The 19,094-nt window shown below is 74.5% G+C and carries 16 protein-coding genes; 6 read left to right on the plus strand and 10 right to left on the minus strand.

What is annotated here, in order from left to right; genetic code table 11:
* Positions 1-5: 5 nt before the first annotated feature.
* The 5 genes from CP973_RS13775 to CP973_RS13795 all read left to right on the plus strand — a co-directional run bounded on the left by CP973_RS13775 (position 6) and on the right by CP973_RS13795 (position 5,625).
* Positions 6-1,835, plus strand: coding sequence for a sugar ABC transporter ATP-binding protein (locus CP973_RS13775; RefSeq protein ID WP_150240587.1), 1,830 nt, complete (start codon positions 6-8; stop codon positions 1,833-1,835).
* Entirely contained in the window at positions 1,832-2,863 is a 1,032-nt protein-coding gene (locus tag CP973_RS13780) for an ABC transporter permease (protein ID WP_208853177.1), read from the plus strand. The genes CP973_RS13775 and CP973_RS13780 overlap by 4 nt, the downstream gene beginning before the upstream one ends.
* A gap of 12 nt (positions 2,864-2,875) precedes the next feature.
* Positions 2,876-3,892 (plus strand): aldo/keto reductase, encoded by a 1,017-nt coding sequence (locus CP973_RS13785; RefSeq protein WP_208853178.1) that lies wholly within the window; start codon positions 2,876-2,878, stop codon positions 3,890-3,892.
* Positions 3,889-4,719 carry an amidohydrolase family protein gene (locus CP973_RS13790; protein ID WP_150240589.1) on the plus strand — a complete coding sequence of 277 codons (831 nt, stop codon included), beginning with the start codon at positions 3,889-3,891 and terminating at the stop codon, positions 4,717-4,719. The genes CP973_RS13785 and CP973_RS13790 overlap by 4 nt, the downstream gene beginning before the upstream one ends.
* Before the next feature lie 159 nt (positions 4,720-4,878).
* Positions 4,879-5,625, plus strand: coding sequence for an SDR family NAD(P)-dependent oxidoreductase (locus CP973_RS13795; RefSeq protein WP_150240591.1), 747 nt, complete (start codon positions 4,879-4,881; stop codon positions 5,623-5,625).
* A 59-nt stretch (positions 5,626-5,684) separates the two neighbouring features.
* Here the strand turns inward: CP973_RS13795 and CP973_RS13800 are convergent, their stop codons facing one another.
* The 6 genes from CP973_RS13800 to CP973_RS13825 form a co-directional block, all read right to left on the minus strand.
* The gene (locus tag CP973_RS13800) at positions 5,685-6,356 is read right to left on the minus strand and encodes a FadR/GntR family transcriptional regulator (protein WP_150240593.1); all 672 of its coding nucleotides are present in this window, start codon (positions 6,354-6,356) and stop codon (positions 5,685-5,687) included.
* 115 nt (positions 6,357-6,471) lie between these two features.
* Positions 6,472-7,800 (minus strand): amidohydrolase, encoded by a 1,329-nt coding sequence (locus CP973_RS13805; RefSeq protein ID WP_150240595.1) that lies wholly within the window; start codon positions 7,798-7,800, stop codon positions 6,472-6,474.
* Entirely contained in the window at positions 7,797-8,555 is a 759-nt protein-coding gene (locus CP973_RS13810; protein WP_150240597.1) for a nucleoside phosphorylase, read from the minus strand. The genes CP973_RS13805 and CP973_RS13810 overlap by 4 nt, the downstream gene beginning before the upstream one ends.
* Positions 8,556-8,688: 133 nt before the next feature.
* Positions 8,689-9,981 (minus strand): MFS transporter, encoded by a 1,293-nt coding sequence (locus tag CP973_RS13815; RefSeq protein ID WP_150243560.1) that lies wholly within the window; start codon positions 9,979-9,981, stop codon positions 8,689-8,691.
* A 245-nt stretch (positions 9,982-10,226) separates the two neighbouring features.
* Positions 10,227-11,618, minus strand: a complete 1,392-nt coding sequence (gene mtnC / locus CP973_RS41395) for an acireductone synthase (RefSeq protein WP_150240599.1) — start codon at positions 11,616-11,618, stop codon at positions 10,227-10,229.
* Positions 11,615-12,211, minus strand: coding sequence for a 1,2-dihydroxy-3-keto-5-methylthiopentene dioxygenase (locus tag CP973_RS13825; protein WP_150240600.1), 597 nt, complete (start codon positions 12,209-12,211; stop codon positions 11,615-11,617). Before CP973_RS13825 ends, mtnC begins: the two co-directional genes overlap by 4 nt.
* A gap of 182 nt (positions 12,212-12,393) precedes the next feature.
* Between CP973_RS13825 and CP973_RS13830 the strand changes: the two genes are divergently transcribed.
* Positions 12,394-13,923 (plus strand): GMC family oxidoreductase, encoded by a 1,530-nt coding sequence (locus CP973_RS13830; protein ID WP_150240602.1) that lies wholly within the window; start codon positions 12,394-12,396, stop codon positions 13,921-13,923.
* 73 nt (positions 13,924-13,996) lie between these two features.
* Here CP973_RS13830 and CP973_RS13835 read toward each other — a convergent pair whose 3' ends face one another.
* The 4 genes from CP973_RS13835 to CP973_RS13850 all read right to left on the minus strand — a co-directional run bounded on the left by CP973_RS13835 (position 13,997) and on the right by CP973_RS13850 (position 19,004).
* Entirely contained in the window at positions 13,997-15,607 is a 1,611-nt protein-coding gene (locus CP973_RS13835; RefSeq protein WP_150240604.1) for a glycerol-3-phosphate dehydrogenase/oxidase, read from the minus strand.
* Between the two features lie 12 nt (positions 15,608-15,619).
* The gene (gene glpK, locus CP973_RS13840) at positions 15,620-17,161 is read right to left on the minus strand and encodes a glycerol kinase GlpK (protein WP_150240606.1); all 1,542 of its coding nucleotides are present in this window, start codon (positions 17,159-17,161) and stop codon (positions 15,620-15,622) included.
* Positions 17,162-17,203: 42 nt separating this feature from the next.
* On the minus strand, positions 17,204-17,992 hold the full coding sequence (locus CP973_RS13845; protein ID WP_150240608.1) for an MIP/aquaporin family protein: 789 nt from the start codon (positions 17,990-17,992) through the stop codon (positions 17,204-17,206).
* 238 nt (positions 17,993-18,230) lie between these two features.
* Positions 18,231-19,004 (minus strand): IclR family transcriptional regulator, encoded by a 774-nt coding sequence (locus tag CP973_RS13850; protein ID WP_150240610.1) that lies wholly within the window; start codon positions 19,002-19,004, stop codon positions 18,231-18,233.
* Between the last annotated feature and the right edge of the window lie 90 nt (positions 19,005-19,094).

Below are 19,094 nucleotides of genomic sequence, written 5' to 3' on the forward strand. Positions count from 1 at the left end.
CGGCCATGCCGAACGCGACGGACCACGATCACGGCTCGGGCCGCGGCCCGGCGGCCCCGCCCGCCGCCGTACAGGCCGAGGGCATCGTCAAGCGCTACGGGCCGACCCTGGCGCTGGACGGCGCCGGGCTGACCGTACGGCGCGGCGAGGCGCACGCGCTCGTCGGCCGCAACGGCGCCGGGAAATCCACCCTGGTGTCCGTGCTCACCGGTCTGACCCGGCCGGACGCCGGACGGGTCGCCTTCGACGGCGCGCCGGCACCCCGCTGGGGCGACACCGCCGCCTGGCGGCGCAAGGCCGCCTGCGTCCACCAGAGGCCGATGACGGTCCCCGAGCTGACCGTCGCGGAGAACCTCCATCTGAACCGGTTCCCGGACGGGCGGGTGATCCGGTGGCGGGCCCTGCGCGCGCGGGCCGCGGCCCTGCTGGCCGAGTACGGCGTCGACATCGACCCGGCGGCCAGGATGAAGGACCTCGGCGTCGAGCAGCGGCAGTGCGTCGAGATCGCCCGCGCGCTGTCCGGCGGCGCCCGGCTGATCATCCTGGACGAGCCCACCGCCCGGCTCGACGCGGGCGGCACCGCCCGCCTCTTCGCCAAGCTGCGCGCCCTGCGCGCGACCGGCGCCGCGTTCCTGTTCATCTCGCACCATCTGCACGAGGTGTACGACCTGTGCGACACCGTCACCGTGCTGCGCGACGCCCGCCCGGTGCTGACCGCGCCGGTGACCGGGCTGACCGAGGCCGACCTGGTGGCGGCGATGACGGGGGAGCGGGCGGTCCGTACCGGCCCGGAAGGCACCGTCCGGCGGCCCGCGGGCGACGTGGTGCTGCGCGCCGAAGGGCTGGCGCTGCGCGGGGCGTTCGCGCCGCTGGACCTGACCGTACGGGCGGGCGAGGTGGTGGGTCTGGCCGGGGCCGCGGCCGGCGGGAGCACCGCCATCGGCGAGACGCTGGCCGGTGTACGGGCACCGGACGCCGGGCGGATCGAGGTGCGCGGGCGGCCCGTGCGGACCGGCAGTGTGCGGCACGCGATCGAGGCGGGCATCGGCTACGTACCGGAGGACCGGCACCGCGACGGGCTGGTCCCCGGCCGCAGCGTCGCCGAGAACGCGACGCTGGCCGTCACCGACCGGCTCGGCCCGCTGGGCACCGTGCTGCCCTCCCGTACCCGCGCGTTCGCCCGGCGCATGATCACCGCCCTGGACATCCGCACCACCGGGCCCGGTCAGCCGGTGTCCGGTCTCTCCGGCGGCAACCAGCAGAAGGTCGTCGTCGCCCGGGCCCTGGCCCGCGGGCCCGCCGTGCTGGTCGCGGTCCGGCCCACCAACGGGGTGGACGTGAAGTCCAAGCACGCGCTGCTGGGCGTCATACGGGACGTGGCGGCGGCCGGCAGCGGCGTCGTCCTCGTCTCCGACGAGCCGGACGACCTGCGGGTCTGCGACCGGGTACTGACGGTGACCCACGGCCGGGTCGTGGCCCGCTTCGGGCGCGGGTGGCGGGAGGGGGAGTTGGTGGGGGCGATGGAAGGGGTGGAGAGGGCGGAGGGGGCGGAAGGGGAGGGCACGGAGGGGGCGGAAGGGGAGGGAGCGGAGGGCACGGAGGGCACGGACGACGCGATCGGTCCGTACGGTGCGGGCGGCCCACCCGGCACTTCCGGCCCACCCGGCACTTCCGCTCCGCCCGCCACTTCCGACCCGCTCGGAACTCCCGATCCACCTGCCACTCCCGGTCCGAACGCCACTTCCGACCCGCCCGGAATTCCCGAACCGCCCGGAACTTCCAGCCCGCCCGCCACTCCCGGCCCCAACGGCTCCCGAGGAGGCGACCCGCGATGACCGACACCGCACGGCAGCAGGCGCCCGGCCTGGCGGACGCGCCGGCGCGGGGCCGCCCGCGCCCCGCGCTCGCCCGCTGGCGCGACGTGTCCCTGGTACCGGTGATCCTCGTGCTCGGCGTCACCGGCTTCATCGTCTCGCCCGCCTTCCTGACCCGGGACAACCTGGTCGGCGTCGTCCAGCAGTCCACCGAACTCGGCCTGCTGGTGCTCGGTGAGGCGCTGATCCTGATCAGCGGGCGGATGGACCTGTCGCTGGAGTCCACCATCGGCCTGGCGCCGGTGCTCGCCCTGTGGCTGGTGATGCCCGCGCACGGCGGGCGCTTCGCCGGTCTGGAACTGCTGCCGCAGTGGACGGCCGTGCCGCTGTGCCTGGCCGTGGGCGCCGCGGTCGACGCGGTCAACGGGTTCCTGATGCTCAAGCTGCGCGTCAACGGCTTCATCGCCACCCTCGGCATGCTGACCATGCTGCGCGGCCTCCAGCTCGGCATCTCCGAGGGCCGGTCGATCGGTGAGGTGCCGGAGTCCTTCGCCTACCTCGGCCGGACCGCCTGGCTCGGCGTCCCGGCCGCCGTCTGGATCTGCCTGGCGCTGTTCGCGCTCGGCGGCGCGGCCCTCGGCTACCTGCGGCACGGCCGCGCGCTGTACGCGATCGGCGGCAACCCGGAGGCCGCCCGCGCGGCCGGTATCCGGGTGGACCGGATCACCTGGGCCGTGCTCGCCGTCGGCGGCCTGCTGGCCGCGTTCGCGGGCATCCTCTACACCGGCCACTACGGTGCCGTCTCCGCGAGCCAGGGCAACGGCTGGATCTTCCAGGTCTTCGCCGCCGCCGTCATCGGCGGCATCAGCCTCAAGGGCGGCCGCGGCACGCTCTTCGGCGCGCTCACCGGCGTCCTGACCCTCCAGCTCGTCATCAACGTCATGACGCTGGGCGGGGTGCCGCCGCTGTGGACCCAGTTCCTCAACGGCCTGATCATCATCGTCGCGCTGGTCATCTCCCGGTTCGCGGGCGGCGAGCAGCAGGATTAGGAGGAGCGGCCGATGCCGTACGTACCGCGCGGGACACGGCGGCTGGGGCGTACGGGCGTGCGCGTGCCGCCCCTCGGCCTGGGTTGCGCGCCCCTCGGAAACCTGTACCGGCCTGTGCCCGAGGACCGCGCCCGGCGGACCGTGGACGCCGCCTTCGAGACCGGCGCCCGCCACTTCGACACCGCGCCGCACTACGGGCTCGGCCTGTCCGAGGAGCGCCTGGGGCGGGCGCTGGCCGGGCGCGACCGTACCGCGTACACGCTGTCCACCAAGGTCGGGCGGCGGCTGCGTCCCCTCGCGCCCGGCGAGGCGGTGGACGGCCAGGGCTACACCGCGACCCCGAGGCGCGCCCGCGTGTGGGACCTCTCCCGCGACGGCATCCGCCGCACCCTCGCCGCGTCCCTGGAGCGCCTGGGCGTCCCCGCCGTGGACATCGTCTACCTCCACGACGTCGAGGACCACCTCCCCGAGGTGTACGGGACCGGCTTCGCCGCCCTCGCCGAACTGCGCGCGGAGGGCGTGGTGGGCGCCATCGGCTTCGGGCTGAACCGCAGCGACGTGGCGGCGCGCTGCGTCGCCGACCTCGACGTGGACGTGGTGCTGTGCGCCGGGCGCTGGACCCTGCTCGACCGCGGTGCCTTCGACGACCTGCTGCCGGTCTGCGCCCGTCGCGGCACGTCGGTCGTCGTCGGCGGCGTCTACAACTCCGGGCTGCTGGCCGACCCGGCGCCCGGCGCCCCGTACGACTACGCGCCGGCGCCGGACGCGCTGGTGGAGCGGGCGCGGCGGCTCGCGTCCGTGTGCGCGGAGTTCGGCGTGCCGCTCAAGGCCGCCGCGCTGCGCTTCCCGTTCGGCCATCCGGCCGTGGCGGGGGTCCTGGTGGGTGCCGCGTCGCCGGAGGAGGCCCGGGAGAACGCCGAACTGTTCACGCACGACATCCCGGACGCCCTCTGGCACACCCTCACCGACTGCGGCCTTCTCGGCCCCGGCCTGCCGCTTCCCACCGCCGACCCGGGGGCCCGCCCATGACCGACCGCATCGACGCCCACCACCACCTGTGGGACCTGTCCCGGCGTCCGCAGCCGTGGATGGAAGGCGCCTGGGCCGACCCGATCCGCCGTACGTACACCCTCGACGACCTGACACCGCACCTCGCCCGGCACGACATCCACGGCACCGTTCTGGTCCAGTCCTCGGCCTCCCGCGCCGAGACCGCCGAACTGCTCGCGGTCGCGGCCCGCTCGCCCGTCGTCCGGGGCGTCGTCGGCTGGGCCGACCTGACCGACCCCGGGCTGCCCGGCGTCCTGGCCACGATGCCGCCGCTCCTGGTGGGCCTGCGCCACCAGGTCCAGGACGAGCCCGACCCGCACTGGCTCGCCCGCCCCGTCGTACGGCGCGGTCTGGCCGCCGTCGCGGACGCCGGCCTCGCCTACGACCTCCTGGTCACCCCGCGCCAGCTGCCCGCCGCGCTCGCCGCCGCCCGCGCGCTCCCCGCCCTCACGTTCGTCCTCGACCACGCCGCCAAACCCGGCATCGCGGCCCGCGCCTGGCAGCCCTGGGCCGACGGCCTGGCCGCCCTCGCCCGCCTGCCCAACACCGTCTGCAAACTCTCCGGCCTGGTCACCGAGGCCGGCCACACGACGTGGCGCCCCGCCGACATCGAGCCCTACGCCCGCCACATCCTGGACACCTTCGGCCCCCACCGCGTCCTGTTCGGCTCCGACTGGCCGGTCTGCACCCTGGCCGCCCCGTACGAGACCGTCATCACCCTGGCGGAAGCGGCCACCGCCCACCTCGCACCGGACGAACGGGCGGCGGTGTTCGGGGGGAACGCGGTGGGGGTGTACGGGGCGTGAGGGCGGCCGGCACCCGCCCGGACGGCCATGACTCCCCGTCCGCTTTCCGCCAGCGCCGCCGTTCCCCGGCCACGAGTATCGAGTGGTGCCGCTCGGAGCGACACATCACGAGAACTCAGGACATGGCGCGACAAGCGCAGGCAACACGGAGGGGCGGACATGACTACCGCGCAGCTCGACGGCAAGGTGGCGCTGGTGACCGGCGGGAGCCGGGGGATCGGGGAGGCCGTCGTGGTGCGGCTCGCCGAGGACGGGGCCGATGTGGCGTTCACGTACCGCAGCGAGGAGGCACGGGCGGCGCTCGTGGTGGAGCGCGTCGAGAAGCTGGGCCGGCGGGCCTGGGCGGTGCGGGCGGACAGCGCGGACGCCGCGGCCGTACGGGCCTCCGTGGACGGCACCGTGGAGCGGTTCGGGCGGCTGGACATCCTCGTCAACAACGCCGGGATCGGCGTCCTCGGACCCATCGAGGGAATCTCCGAGGAGGACGTGGACCGCGTGCTGGCCGTCAACGTCCGCGCGCCCTTCATCGCGGCGCAGGCCGCCGCCGGGCGGATGACCGAGGGCGGGCGGATCATCAGCATCGGCAGCTGCATGGCCGAGCGCGTCGCCTTCCCCGGCGGCTCGCTGTACGCGACGAGCAAGGCCGCGCTCACCGGCCTGACCAGGACCCTGGCCAGGGAACTGGGCCCGCGCGGCATCACGGCCAACCTGGTCAACCCGGGCCCGGTCGACACCGACATGAACCCGGCCGACGGCGAGAGCGCGCCGATGCAGGCCCGGTTGACGTCGCTCGGGTCCTACGGGCGGCCGGCGGACATCGCGGCGACCGTGGCACACCTCGCGGGGGAGGGCGGCCGGTATGTGACGGGCGCGTCGATCGCGGTGGACGGCGGGTTCGCCGTCTGACGGGGGAGGGCCCGGGAGGAGGGGGCGCGGCCGGGCCCTCCCGGACGCCGCGCCCTGCCTCACAGCGTCGAGCGCAGCCACTGCTCCACGCTCGCGATGTGCACCGTCGCCCAGGCCCGCGCCGCCTCCCCGTCCCGGTCGCGGAGGGCGCCGAGGATCGCCCGGTGCTCGGCGAGGGTGCGGCCGACCGCGTCCTGCTGTGTCAGGCCGCGCCAGACGCGGGCCCGGGTCGTCGGCCCGGACAGGCCGTCGAGCAGGGAGCACAGCACCGAGTTGCCGGCCGCGGCCACGATCCGGCGGTGGAACTCCAGGTCCCGGGCGACCAGGTCCGGCACCGCCGGGTGCGGGCCGAGCGCGTCCAACTGGCGTCCCAGTTCGTCCAGTTCGGCCACCGGGATACGGTCGGCCGCCATCGCGGTGGCGGCCGGTTCCAGGATGCGGCGTACGGCCAGGAACTCCACGACCGTGTCGTCGCGGTGGAAGTCGACCACGAAGCTGAGCGCTTCCAGGAGGAGCTGCGGGTCCAGGCTGGTGACGTAGGTGCCGTCGCCCTGCCGTACGTCCAGGATGCGGATCAGCGACAGGGCGCGCACCGCCTCGCGCAGCGAGTTGCGGGACAGCCCCAGGCCGGCGGCGAGTTCGCTCTCCTTGGGCAGCCGGTCGCCGGGCCGCAGCGCACCGGAGACGATCATCGACTTGATCTTCTCTATGGCCTCGTCCGTGACCGCCATGCCCGGCCTCCCCGCTCTCCCGCCCGCCGGATCCCCGCAGACATCCGATGTCTGCGCCATTATGGCCGGGGGACCGCCGGGCCGGGAGGGCGTGCGGGAGGGTTCGCCGCCGTCCTCAGACGGACCGGACCAGCGCCTCCGCCGCACCGGTCACGGCCGCCTCGTCCAGCGTCGTCAGCCGGCGGTCGCGCATCAGGCCCCGGCCGTCGACGACCGTGTCCCGGACGTCACCGGCCCGCGCCGAGTACGCCAGCGTCGACCACGGATCGTGCCGGGGCGCCAGATGCGCACCGCCCAGGTCCAGTACCGCCAGGTCCGCCCGCTTGCCCACTTCCAGGGAGCCGAGCTGCCCGCCCAGGCCCAGGGCCCGCGCGCCCTCGATCGTCGCCATGCGTACGGCCTGCTCGGCGCCGACCGCCGTGGGGTCGCCGCCCGCCTTGTGGACCAGCGCCGCCATCCCCAGCGCCCCCACCATGTCCAGGGAGTTGGAGCTGACCGCGCCGTCCGTGCCCAGCCCGACCCGTACGCCCTGCCGCAGCAGCTCCGGGACCCGGGCGATGCCGCAGCCCAGCTTGAGGTTGGAGACCGGGCAGTGCGCGACGCCCGTGCCGGTACGGGCCAGCGCCGCGATCTCGGTGTCGGTCAGCTCGACCGCGTGCGCCAGCAGCGTGTCCGGGCCCAGCAGGCCCAGCGACTCCAGCAACTCGACCGGCCGCTTGCCGTACCGCTCGCGCACCGTCGCCACCTCGGCGGCGTTCTCCGCCGCGTGCAGGTGCAGCAGCGCGCCGTACTCCTTCGCCAGCGCCGCGATGTCCGTCAGCTGCGCGGCGTCCAGGGTGTAGGCGCTGTGCGCGAAGACCACCGGCCGGGTGCCGGGGGAGGGGCGGTGGCCGTCGAGGTGGCGGCGCGCCCAGCCCATCCGGTTCCCGTACGGCATCCGGTCGGGCGGCCCCGGTACGTCCATGAACGTCGGGCCGGACAGCAGCCGCCAGCCCGCGTCCCGCGCGGCCCGCTCGGCCGCCTCGTGGAACCAGTACATGTCCAGCGCGGTGGTCACCCCGCCCCGCACGCTCTCCGCGACGGCCAGCCGCAGGCCCGCGGTCACCGCCTCCGGGGACAGCAGCGCGTTCTCCCGGGGCACCACCCGCCCCAGGAACTCCTGGAGGTCCACATCGTCGGCGTGCCCGCGCAGCAGCGTCATCGCCAGGTGGGTGTGGGTGTTGACCAGCCCGGGCAGCACCAGGCAGCCGGTGGCGTCGATCTCCTCGGCCGCGCGGTGGGCGGCGCGCAGCGCGCCGGCCGGGCCGACCGCGACGATCTCCCCGTCCCGTACGGCGACGGCGCCGTCGGGCAGCACGGTGCCGCGGTCGTCGACGGTGAGGACCGTCCCGCCGTGCACCAGCAGGTCGGCGCCCGCCGCTTCCGTGGTCCCTACGGTGCTCATCGGTTCTCCTCCTCCGCCAGCGCCCGCAGCGCCTCCAGCGCGACGACGGCGCCGCGCGCCACGCCCTCCGCGACCACGTCCCGGTGGGGGTCGTAGCCGCCGGTGGCCGCCTCGTCGACCAGTTCGTCCGCGTTCGCCCCGTCGATCACCAGCACCGCACCGGCCACCAGACCGCGCAGCCCGGCCGTCACGAACAGCGCGGACGCCTCCATCTCGATCGCCGCCACGCCCGCCGCGGTGTACGCCGCGACCGGCAGCGGCAGCAGACCCGGTTGGAACGCGGCGCGCGTCCACACCACCCCGCGGTGGTACGGAGCCCCGGCTTCCGCGGCCGCGCGCTCAAGCGCCAGCACGGCTTCCGGCGCGGCCACGGCCGGGTACTCCGGCGGCACCAGCTGCTGCGTCACCCCGTCGTCGCGCACCGCCGACTCGGCGATCACCAGGTCGCCGTCGCCGATCCCGGCCCGTATCGCCCCCGCCGTACCGAAGCGCAAGAAGGTCCGCACCCCCGCGTCCGCCAGCTCCTGGAACAGCAGCACCGCGCCGGGCGCGCCCACGCCGTGCGACGCGACGGCCACCGGCATGCCCTTCCAGCTGCCGGTGAACGTCCGGTACTCGCGGTGGTACGCGATCTCCGCCGCCCCGTCGAGCAGCTCGGCGACGGCGGCCGCGCGGGCCGGGTCGCCGACCACGACGGCCCGCGGCGGCAGCCCGCCGCGGGGAAGGCGGGCGATGGGGGACAGATCTGGGGTCACGGGGCGGCTCCAGTGGCTCGGAAGGGTGGCCCGGCGGAAGACCGGACGACACGGACGGGACGGCGGTCCCGCACCAACCTACGGGCCCGGCGGAACGGGCCCGCAACGTGGTCCGCCCACGGCGGCCGTCCGCTCACGCGGCCCGGGTGCGCGACGCGAACAGGACGGCCAGGGCGCACGGTACGAGCAGCAGCGCGAAGGCGGCACCGTACCCGGCGGCCCGCGCCACACCCGCGCCCAGGCACAGGTTGAGCACGGCGGAGGCCGCCGCCAGCACCGTCACCTGGCCCAGGTTCTGGTTGGTCTGCATCGCGCCGCTCGCCGCGCCCTGACGGCCGGGCGGGCTGTGGGTCAGGGACAGCACGGTGAGCGAGGGGGCGAGCAGGCCCATGCCGACGGCCGCGACGAGCATCGCCGCCCCGGCGGTGAACGCCGGCGCCCAGGGCAGCGTCCCGACGGCCGCGATCACCACCGCCGCCGACTGCACCAGCGCCCCGGCCACGACCAGCCGGTGCCGGGGCAGGTGCTCCAGCAGGCGGCCCTGCACCCAGGAAGCGGCGGCCCAGAACACCGCGGCCCCGGTGAAGACCAGGCCGATCAGCACGGGAGGCGCCGCCCGTTCGGTGACGAGCAGCAGCGGGACGAGCGCCTCCAGGGTGAAGAACGTGCCCGAACCGAGGCCGCGCAGCAGGACGGTCGCGGGCAGGCCGCGCGCGGCGCGCCACGTACCCCGGGGCAGCAGCCGTGGCGCGAACACCAGCAGCAGGCCGAGCCCGACGGCCGCGGCCGGCAGATGGCGCGGGTCCCGGCCGGAGACGCCGTACTGGCCCAGCGCCGCGCCCGCACTCACCGCCACCGCGACCAGCAGCGCGGGGCGCGGGGCCCGTTCGCCGGACGGCGCGGGCACCTCGGACCGGGAACGGCCGCGCAGTACGGCCGCCACCGCCAGCGCCGGAAGCACGGTGAGCACGGCCAGCCCGAAGAACACCGTGCGCCACGACCACCACTCGGCCACCAGCCCCGCCAGCGGCGGACCGATCAGCGACGGCACGATCCAGCAGGTGCTCATCAGCGCCAGCGCCCGCGGCCGGAGCCGGTCCGGATACGCCCGGCCGATGGCGGTGTTGACCGCGACCGTGATCATCCCGCCGGCCAGGCCGTCCAGGAACCGCCCGGCCGCCAGCTGCCAGACCGAGGTGGCGGCACCGGAGACCAGCAGCGTGGCCACCGCCAGCACCAGGCCCGCGGCCAGCGGCCGCTGGGCCCCGGACCGGTCCGCCCAGTGCCCGCCCAGCACCCCGCCGAACAGGCCCGCCGCCACGAAGCACCCCGCGACGAGCGGGAACAGCTCCACCCCGGCCAGGTCACGGGCGGCCGTCGGCAGGGCGGGCACCACGGCGAGCGCGGCCAGGCCGGTCAGGAACATCACCGCGGCGAAGCAGGCGGAGGCGGCCGCGTACGGACGGGAGAACAGGCCACCGGCAGGGGGCGGCGGGGAGGGGGACGGGCCGTCGTGGCCGGGGACGACCACGACGGCGGGCTCCGCGGAAGCCGCGGGCACGGCACGGGATGAGCACTTCGGATCATCGGTCACGAGCGCACAAGGTAAGCGCGCCGCACGACCGGGAGCCAGTTGTTTTCAGAAGGTGCCCGCCGCCCGGTCCCCGGCGCTCAGGCCCGGTCCGACGCCAGCTCCAACTCCAGTAGCCACTGCACGACTTCGGCATGGTGGCGGGCCTGGAGCAGGTCCGCGCCCCACACGTACAGACCGTGCCCGGCGACGACCACGGCCGGCATCCGCGGGTCCCGGGCCGCCTCCAGCCGGTCCCCGAGCACGGCCATGTCCTGGCTGTTGGCGATCACCGGCAGCCGCGCCGCGGCCCCTTCCGCGGACAGTCCCAGCCCCTTGAGCATCTCCAGGTCGCGGAAGACGATCCCGCCGGGCCGGCGCCGCGCCATCGCCACCGCCGCGACCGTGTGGACGTGCACCACCGCCCCCGCGCCGGTCAGCCGCACCACCCGGGCGTGCAGCCCGGCCTCCGCCGACGGCTTCCCGGCCCCGGCCGCCGTGCCCGCGACCGCGGCGCCCGCACCGTCCACCAGCACCACGTCGTCCGCGGTCAGCTCGCCCTTGTCCCGCCCGCTCGCGGTCACCGCCAGCCGCAGCGGATCGCGGGCCAGCACGGCCGACAGGTTGCCGGACGTGCCGCGCATCCAGCCGAACGAGGCGAACCGCGCGGCCTCGGCCGCCAGCCGGGCCCCGGCCCGCCGCACCTCCTCGTCGCCGACACCCGGCCCCGCGCCGCTTCCGGCCCCGGCAGCCGCCCCGGCCGCCACCGTCTCGGCTCCGGCCCCCGCCCGGATCTCCAGCTCCGCGAACGACGCCACCTCGGGATGGTCCCCCACCCCGCTCTCGTAGTACGGCTCCCCGGGCCGCCGCACCCCGGCCGTGCGCCACCCCGCCGCGCGCGCCGCGTCCAGCTCCCCGGGCCGGTCGGACAGGAACAGCACCCGCTCCGGCGCGGCCCCGAGACCGGCGGCGATCCTCTCGTACGACGCGGCCGCCAGCTTGGGCCCGGCGTTCTCCGTGTCGTGGAACCGCTCGGCCAGCGGCCGCAGGTCGCCCTCCGGACTGTGCCCGAACCACGCCTGCTGCGCGGCCACCGAGCCCGACGAGTACACGTGCAGCCGGACGCCCGCCGCGTGCCACTCGCGCAGCCGGGGCACCACGTCCGGGTAGAAGTGCGAGACCAGCTCACCGCTCGCGAAGCCCTCGGACCACACGATGCCCTGGAGCGTCTTCAGGGGCGTGACCTTGCGGTCCTCGTCCAGCCAGGCGCCGAGCGCCCGCTCGATCCGCGCGGCGTCGGCGTCCGGCTCGGCCAGCAGCTCCCGGATCTGCGCGACGGCCCGCCGTACCGCCGGCTCCTCGGCCCGCTCGGCCAGCAGCCGCCCGAACCGCTTGCGGGAGTACGGGTACAGCTCGTCCACGACGAATCCGGTCGCGCTCGTGGTGCCCTCGATGTCGAGCACCACATGGTCCACGTCGAACGTGTGGTTCACGCCGTGCCCCGTTCCGCCCGTCCGGCCACGAGCGTGTCGAAGTCCGGGAACCGCAGTGCGATGTCGTCGCCGGTGAACGTGCCGACCCAGCCGTCCTCCTCGTGGAAGAAGCGGATGGCGGTGAACGACGGCCGGGTGCCCATGTCGAACCAGTGGGTGGTGCCCCGCGGCACGCCCAGCAGATCACCCTCCTCGCACAGCACGGCGTGCACCTCGCCGCCCGTGTGCAGATAGAACACCCCGGCCCCGGCGACGAAGAAGCGCACCTCGTCGTCGTCCTCGTGGGTGTGCTCGGCGAGGAACTTCTGCCGCGCCGCGCGGGCCGTCTCCGCCCAGCCGGGGGCGTCGCTCGGGTGCAGGGCCGCCACGTCCACCGTCACGAACCCCTCCTCGGCGGTCAGCCGGTCGATCTCCGGCCGGTACGCCGCGAGGACGGCCGCGGGCTCCGCGTCCGGCGCCACGTCCGGGCGCACCGGCCACCGCTCGTACCGCACCCCGGCGGGTGCCAGCGCGGCGGCGATCTCCGCGGGCCCGGACGTGCGCCGCAGCACGGTCCCGGGGCCGCTCTCCGGCCAGGTGGTCAGCAAGGTCATCGGAATCTCCAAGGTCGGTGACGGGTCCGGTCGGTGACGGGTCTGGAGAAACACGGGGGAGGCCGGACGGAGCGCCCGGGGCCCTTTCCGGCGATGCTAGTCCCGCCGGACCCGGGGGCGGGGGGGCCGTCCGGGGGACGTGTGTGATCCGCGCGCCGCGGGTACCTCAGGGAGCCGGAACCGTGAGTCGTACCCAGAGAGAGGCGGAAGCCCAGGTCATGGACGCATGGGAGGTGATCGTCGTCGGCGCGGGCTCGGCCGGCGGCGTACTGGCGGACCGGCTGTCCGAGGACCCCGCCCGGTCCGTCCTGTTGCTGGAGGCCGGGCCCGACTACGGCAGCTCCCCCGACGGCCTGCCCGAGGACGTGGCCACCAGCCCCGCCGCCACCCACAGCCACGACTGGGGGTACGTCAGCGAGCCGGGCGCCCTCGGCCGGTGCGTCGGGCTGCCCCGCGGCAAGCTCGTGGGCGGCTCCTCGGCGATCAACTCCGCGATCGCGCTGCGCGGCCGACCGCAGGACTACGACGACTGGGCCGCCCGGGGCAACGAGGGCTGGGCGTTCGCCGACTTCCTGCCCAGCCTCTGCCGCGTCGAGCGGGACCTGGACCTCGGCGCGCCCTGGCACGGCACGGACGGCCCGGTTCCCGTGGGGCGGTACGGGCCGGAGGCGACCAACCGGTGGCAGCGCGCCTTCCACGACGCCTGTACGGCCCTCGGCCACCCGCCGGTCGAGGACCACAACGCGCCCGGCGCGTGCGGCGTGGGCCCGGTCCCGGTCAACCGGGTCGGCGGCGTACGGCAGAGCACCGCGCTGACCTACCTCGCGCGGGCCCGCGAGCGCGCCAACCTCACCGTGCGCGGCGATGTCCTCGTGGACCGGGTCGTCCTGCGCGACGGCCGCGCGGTGGGCGTCCAGCTGGCCGATCCGGCGCGCACGGTCCTGCCCGCCCGCCGCGTCGTGCTCGCCGCCGGCGCCTACGGCAGCCCGCCGATCCTGCTGCGCTCCGGCCTCGGCCCGGCCGCCCACCTGCGCGACCTCGGCATCCCGGTGGTGGCCGACCTGCCCGGGGTGGGGGAGAACCTGCGGGACCACCCCGCCGTCACCCTCACCTACGCCACCGACGCGCCGCCGCCCGGCCCCCGCGACCCGGTGTTGCAGACCTTTCTGACCTGCGACCTCACGTGCGGGGACGGTCCGGCCGACCTCCAGGTCTTCCCGTCGGGGCCGGAGGCCGGCGAGGACGGCACCACGGTGCTCACCTTCTGGGTCGCCCTGCTGCGGCCGTCCTCCCGCGGCCGGCTGTGGCTGCGCTCGGCCGACCCCCGGGACGCGCCGCGCATCGACGCCGGCTTCCTGAGCGATCCGGAGGACACGCGGCGCATGGTGGCGGGCATGCGGCTGGCGCGCTCCCTGGCCCGTACGGCTCCGCTGTCCGGCCTGCTGGGCGAGGAGCGCGCGCCGGGCCCCGCCGTCACCACGGACGAACAGCTGGCAACGGCCCTGCGGCAGACGGTCAGCGGCTACCAGCACGCCGCCGGGACCTGCCGGATGGGTCCGGCGGGGGACCCCGGCGCCGTGGTCTCCGCCACCGGCGCCGTCCACGGCGTCGAGGCCCTGGACGTCATCGACGCCTCCGTCATGCCGGCGCTGCCCGCGGCCAACACCAACCTCACCACCATGGCCCTCGCCGAGCACTGCCTGCGGCGCTGAAGACGCGGACACGCCGGAGGGCGGCTCCCCGGGAAGGGGAGCCGCCCTCGTGACGGCAACGGGTGACGGGGCGTCAGCCGCGCTGCTCCAGTATCGCCTTGGCCCGCGCCCGGACGTCCTCCGTGTCCAGACCGCGGATGGTCAGCGTGGTGCGGCGGCGCAGCACGTCGTCCACCGTCTCCGCCCACTCGTGGTCCCGGGCGTAGACGACCTGGGCCCAGATCTCCGGCGCGTCCGGGTGGATGCGCTCGGCGAGGGCCGGGTCCTCGTTGGCCAGCCGTGCGATGTCGAAGGACAGCGAGCCGTAGTGGGTGGCCAGGTGGCGGGCGGTCTCCGGCGCCATGCGCGGGCCGGGGGCCGAACCGTCGACCAGCAGCCGGTGGGCCACCGCGTTCGGGTTGGCGATGCCCGGCAGCGGCAGCTTCTTCGGCAGCCGCGAGATCGGCTCCATGTCCTCGGCCAGCGGGTGGCCGGGCAGCGCCGCCAGCTTGTTCATGACCGTACGGCCGATGTGGCGGAACGTCGTCCACTTGCCGCCCGCGACGGACAGCATGCCGCCCGCGCCCTCGGTGACGACGGTCTCGCGCTTGGCCTTGGAGGTGTCGCCGGGGCCGCCCGGCAGCACCCGCAGGCCCGCGAAGGAGTACGTGATCAGGTCACGGGACAGCTGCTGGTCGCGGACGGAGAACGCCGCCTCGTCCAGGATCTGCGTGATGTCCTTGTCGTTGACGCGGACGTCCGCCGGGTCGCCCTCGTACTCCTCGTCGGTCGTACCGAGCAGCAGCATGTCCTCCCAGGGGAGGGCGAAGGTGATGCGGTACTTGTCGATCGGGGTGGCCAGCGCCGCCTTCCAGGGGGAGGTGCGCTTGAGGACCAGGTGCGCGCCCTTGGACAGGCGGATGGAGGGGGCCGCGTTCGGGTTCTCCATCTTGCGCAGGTGGTCGACCCACGGGCCGGTCGCGTTCAGCACCAGGCGGGCGTTGACGCCGAACTCGGTGCCGTCGGTGCCGTCCTTCAGCTCGGCACCGGTGACCCGGCCCTGGGTGAAGCGCAGGCCGGTGACCTCGGCGTGGTTGAGGACGGTGGCGCCCGCGGCGACCGCCGCGCGGACCGTCATCAGGGCCATCCGCGCGTCGTTCATCTGGTCGTCGCCGTAGACGGCCACGGCCTTCAGGTTGTCGGTGCGCAGCTCCGGCACGTCCCGCTGGGCCTTGGCCGGGCTGATGACGTGGCCGACGCCGTCGCCGAAGGCGGACAGCGCCGAGTACGCGAAGACGCCCGCGCCCAGCTTGGCCGCGCCGTGCGGGCCGCCCTTGTAGACCGGCAGGTAGAAGGTCAGCGGGTTGGCGAGGTGGGGGGCCACCTCACGCGAGACCGCGCGGCGCTCGAAGTGGTTCTCCGCCACCAGCTTGACCGCACCGGTCTGCAGGTAGCGCAGACCGCCGTGCAGCAGCTTGGAGGAGGCGGAGGAGGTGGCGCCGGCGAAGTCGCCGGCGTCCACCAGCGCAACCCGCAGCCCCGACTGCGCGGCGTGCCAGGCGGTGGAGATGCCCAGGATGCCGCCGCCGATCACCAGGAGGTCGTACGTCGCCTTGGAAAGCCGCTCCCGAGTCTCGGCGCGGCTCGGGTTCGAACCGTCGGCCGGGTGCGTCCCGAGGGCCGGGACGCTCTGCAGGGTGCTCATGATTACTCCTCGTCAGCTCTCGTCGTCGATCCAGCCCATGGTCCGCTCGACGGCCTTGAGCCAGTTCTTGTACTCGCGGTCGCGGGTGTCCGCGTCCATGCGGGGGGTCCACTCGGCGGCCCGGCGCCAGTTGGCGCGCAGCGCGTCGGTGTCCGGCCAGAAGCCGACGGCCAGACCGGCGGCGTAGGCGGCGCCGAGGCAGGTCGTCTCGGCCACCATGGGACGCACCACGGGCGCGTCCAGGAAGTCCGAGATGGTCTGCATCAGCAGGTTGTTGGAGGTCATGCCGCCGTCGACCTTCAGCGCGGTCAGGTCGACGCCGGAGTCCTTGGTCATGGCGTCGGTGATCTCGCGGGTCTGCCAGGCGGTGGCCTCAAGGACGGCGCGGGCGATGTGCGCCTTGGTGACGTAGCGGGTCAGGCCCGCGATGACACCGCGCGCGTCGGAGCGCCAGTAGGGGGCGAACAGGCCGGAGAAGGCCGGGACGAAGTACGCGCCGCCGTTGTCCTCGACGGTGGACGCCAGCGTCTCGATCTCGGCGGCCGAGTTGATCAGGCCCATCTGGTCGCGCATCCACTGCACCAGCGAACCGGTGACGGCGATCGAGCCCTCCAGCGCGTACACCGGGGCCTGGTCGCCGATGCGGTAGCCGACCGTGGTCAGCAGCCCGTTGTAGGAGTTGACGGGCTCGTCACCGGTGTTCATCAGCATGAAGGTGCCGGTGCCGTACGTGGACTTGGCCTCGCCCTTGTCGTAGCAGGTCTGGCCGAACAGCGCGGCCTGCTGGTCGCCCAGTGCCGAGGCGACCGGCACGCCGGCCAGCGCGCCGCCGGCGGCGGTGCCGTACACCTCGGCCGACGAGCGGATCTCCGGCAGCACCGCCGCCGGGATGTCGATGGAGTGCAGGATCTTCTCGTCCCACTCCAGCTTGCGCAGGTTCATCAGGAGGGTGCGCGAGGCGTTGGTGACGTCGGTGACGTGCACACCGCCCTCGGTGCCGCCGGTCAGGTTCCAGATGACCCAGGAGTCCATGGTGCCGAAGAGGATGTCGCCGGCCTCGGCGCGCTCGCGCAGGCCCTCGACGTTGTCCAGCAGCCAGCGGATCTTCGGGCCGGCGAAGTACGAGGCCAGCGGCAGGCCGGTCTCGCGGCGGAAGCGGTCCTTGCCGACGTTGCGGCCCAGCTCGCGGCAGAGCGCGTCGGTACGGGTGTCCTGCCAGACGATGGCGTTGTGGACCGGCTCACCGGTGTTCTTGTCCCACATCAGCGTGGTCTCGCGCTGATTGGTGATGCCGATGGCCTTGACGTCCTTGGCGGTGATGCCGGCCTTCTCGACGGCGCCGGCCACCACCTGCTGGACGTTTTCCCAGATCTCCTTGGCGTCGTGCTCGACCCAGCCCGGCTTGGGGAAGATCTGTTCGTGCTCCTTCTGGTCGACCGACACGATGCGGCCGTCCTTGTCGAACACGATGCAGCGGCTGGACGTGGTGCCCTGGTCGATGGCCGCGATGAACGGGCCGTGGCCGTGCGAGGCGGTGCTGTGGTTGTCGCTCATGGGGTGTCTGTGCTCCAAAGTCTTCGGTGCGGGCGGCGCGGCTCAGGCGAACGCGAGGTTGTAGATACCACCGGCGATCGCGCCGCCGATCAGCGGACCGGCGACCGGGATCCAGGCGTATCCCCAGTCCGACCCGCCCTTGTTCGGCAGCGGAAGCAGCGAGTGGACGATACGCGGACCGAGGTCGCGGACCGGGTTGATCGCGTAGCCGGTCGGGCCGCCCAGCGACAGACCGATACCGACGACCACGAAAGCGGTCAGCAGCGCTCCGATGACGCCGACGCCCTTGCCGTTGTCACTGAGGCCCTGCGTGAGGATCGCCAGCACGAGCACGGTGGTGGCGATGATCTCCGTGGTCAGGTTCTGCACCGCGTTGCGGATCTCGGGTCCGGTGGAGAAGATCCCGAGAACCGGGCCGGCCTTGGGGGCCGCCGCCTGGTCGACCATGCCTTCCTGGCCGCTCTGCTCGCCCACGATCTCGGGGTCGGTCAGATGGGCCTTGAAGTGGCCGTAGTACGTGAGCCACACGAGTACCGCACCGATCATGGCGCCGAACAGCTCACCGGCGAAGTACACCGGCACGTCGCCCCACGGCGTACCGCCCTTGATCGCCAGGCCCACGGTGACCGCCGGGTTCAGGTGGGCGCCGGACTTGGTCGCGATGTACGCGCCGGTCAGTACGGCGAAGCCCCACCCGAAGGTGATGGCCACCCAACCCGAGTTGAACGCCTTCGAGCGCTTGAGCGTGACGGCGGCGCAGACGCCACCGCCCAGCAGGATCAGAACAGCGGTACCGATGGTCTCGCTGATGAAGATGTCGGAGCTGGACACCCGCGACTCCTTTGTCCTTCGTCCAGGGGAAGGCGGACCCCGGGTCCCTCCGGTGGTCCGCGCCCTCCGAGAGGGCGTTGGTCGGCCTCCGGCACTGTCCACCATAACGAATATTGTCGTGTGGTGTTCGACAATGCCGACCGACGAACGGCAGTTTTCTTCACACGTAGCACCCCGTCAAGGGTTCTGTGACTGAAAACTTAGGTGAACATATGGGGTGAACCGGGGCAGGGGCGCGTCAGAATCGCCCGGCGCCCAGGTCACGGGAGACCGCACGTGCGCAATCCCTCACCGCCGCGACGATTTCCGGCCGCAGCTCACCCGGCTCGCCGTCCCGGCAGACCCGCTCGACGGCACCCGTGACACCCACCGCGCCCACCGGCATCCGCCGCCGGTCGTGGATCGGCGCGGCCACCGACGCCACGCCCTCCCAGGTCTCCTCCACGTCGGCCGCCCAGCCCCGCGCCCTGGTCAGGTCCAGCACGCCCTCCAGCTCGTCCAGGGCGGTCACCGTGCGCGGCGTGAACGCCTGCCGCTCGGCCTCCGCCGCCTCGCTGTGCGCCACCGGGTCGTACGCGGCCAGCACCTTGCCCAGCGCCGTGCTGTGCAGCGGGTGCATCGCGCCGACCTCCAGCACCTGGCGGCTGTCGTCGGGCCGGAAGACGTGGTGCACGATCAGCACGCCCTGCTGGTGCAGCACGCCCAGGTAGACGCTCTCGCCGCTGGAGCGCGCCAGGTCGTCCGTCCACACCAGGGCGCGGGCGCGCAGCTCGTGCACGTCCAGATAGCTGTTGCCGAGCCGCAGCAGCTCCGCGCCCAGCTGGTAGCGGCCCGAGGCCGGGTCCTGCTCGACGAAGCCCTCCTGCTGGAGGGTGCGCAGGATGCCGTGCGCGGTGCCCTTGGCCAGGCCCAGCGCGGAGGAGATGTCGGACAGGCCCAGCCGCCGCTCACCGCCGGCCAGCAGCCGCAGCATCGCGGCGGCACGTTCCAGTGACTGGATGTTCCGTGCCATCGGGGGACCTCCGGGTCGAGCGGTGTGGAGCGGGTGGTGTGGTGCGGTGTCCAGCGGTGCCGGACGGCCTCATGAGCGGTTCGGCAATGC

It is taken from the genome of Streptomyces albofaciens JCM 4342, from assembly GCF_008634025.1.
Classification (GTDB): domain Bacteria; phylum Actinomycetota; class Actinomycetes; order Streptomycetales; family Streptomycetaceae; genus Streptomyces; species Streptomyces albofaciens.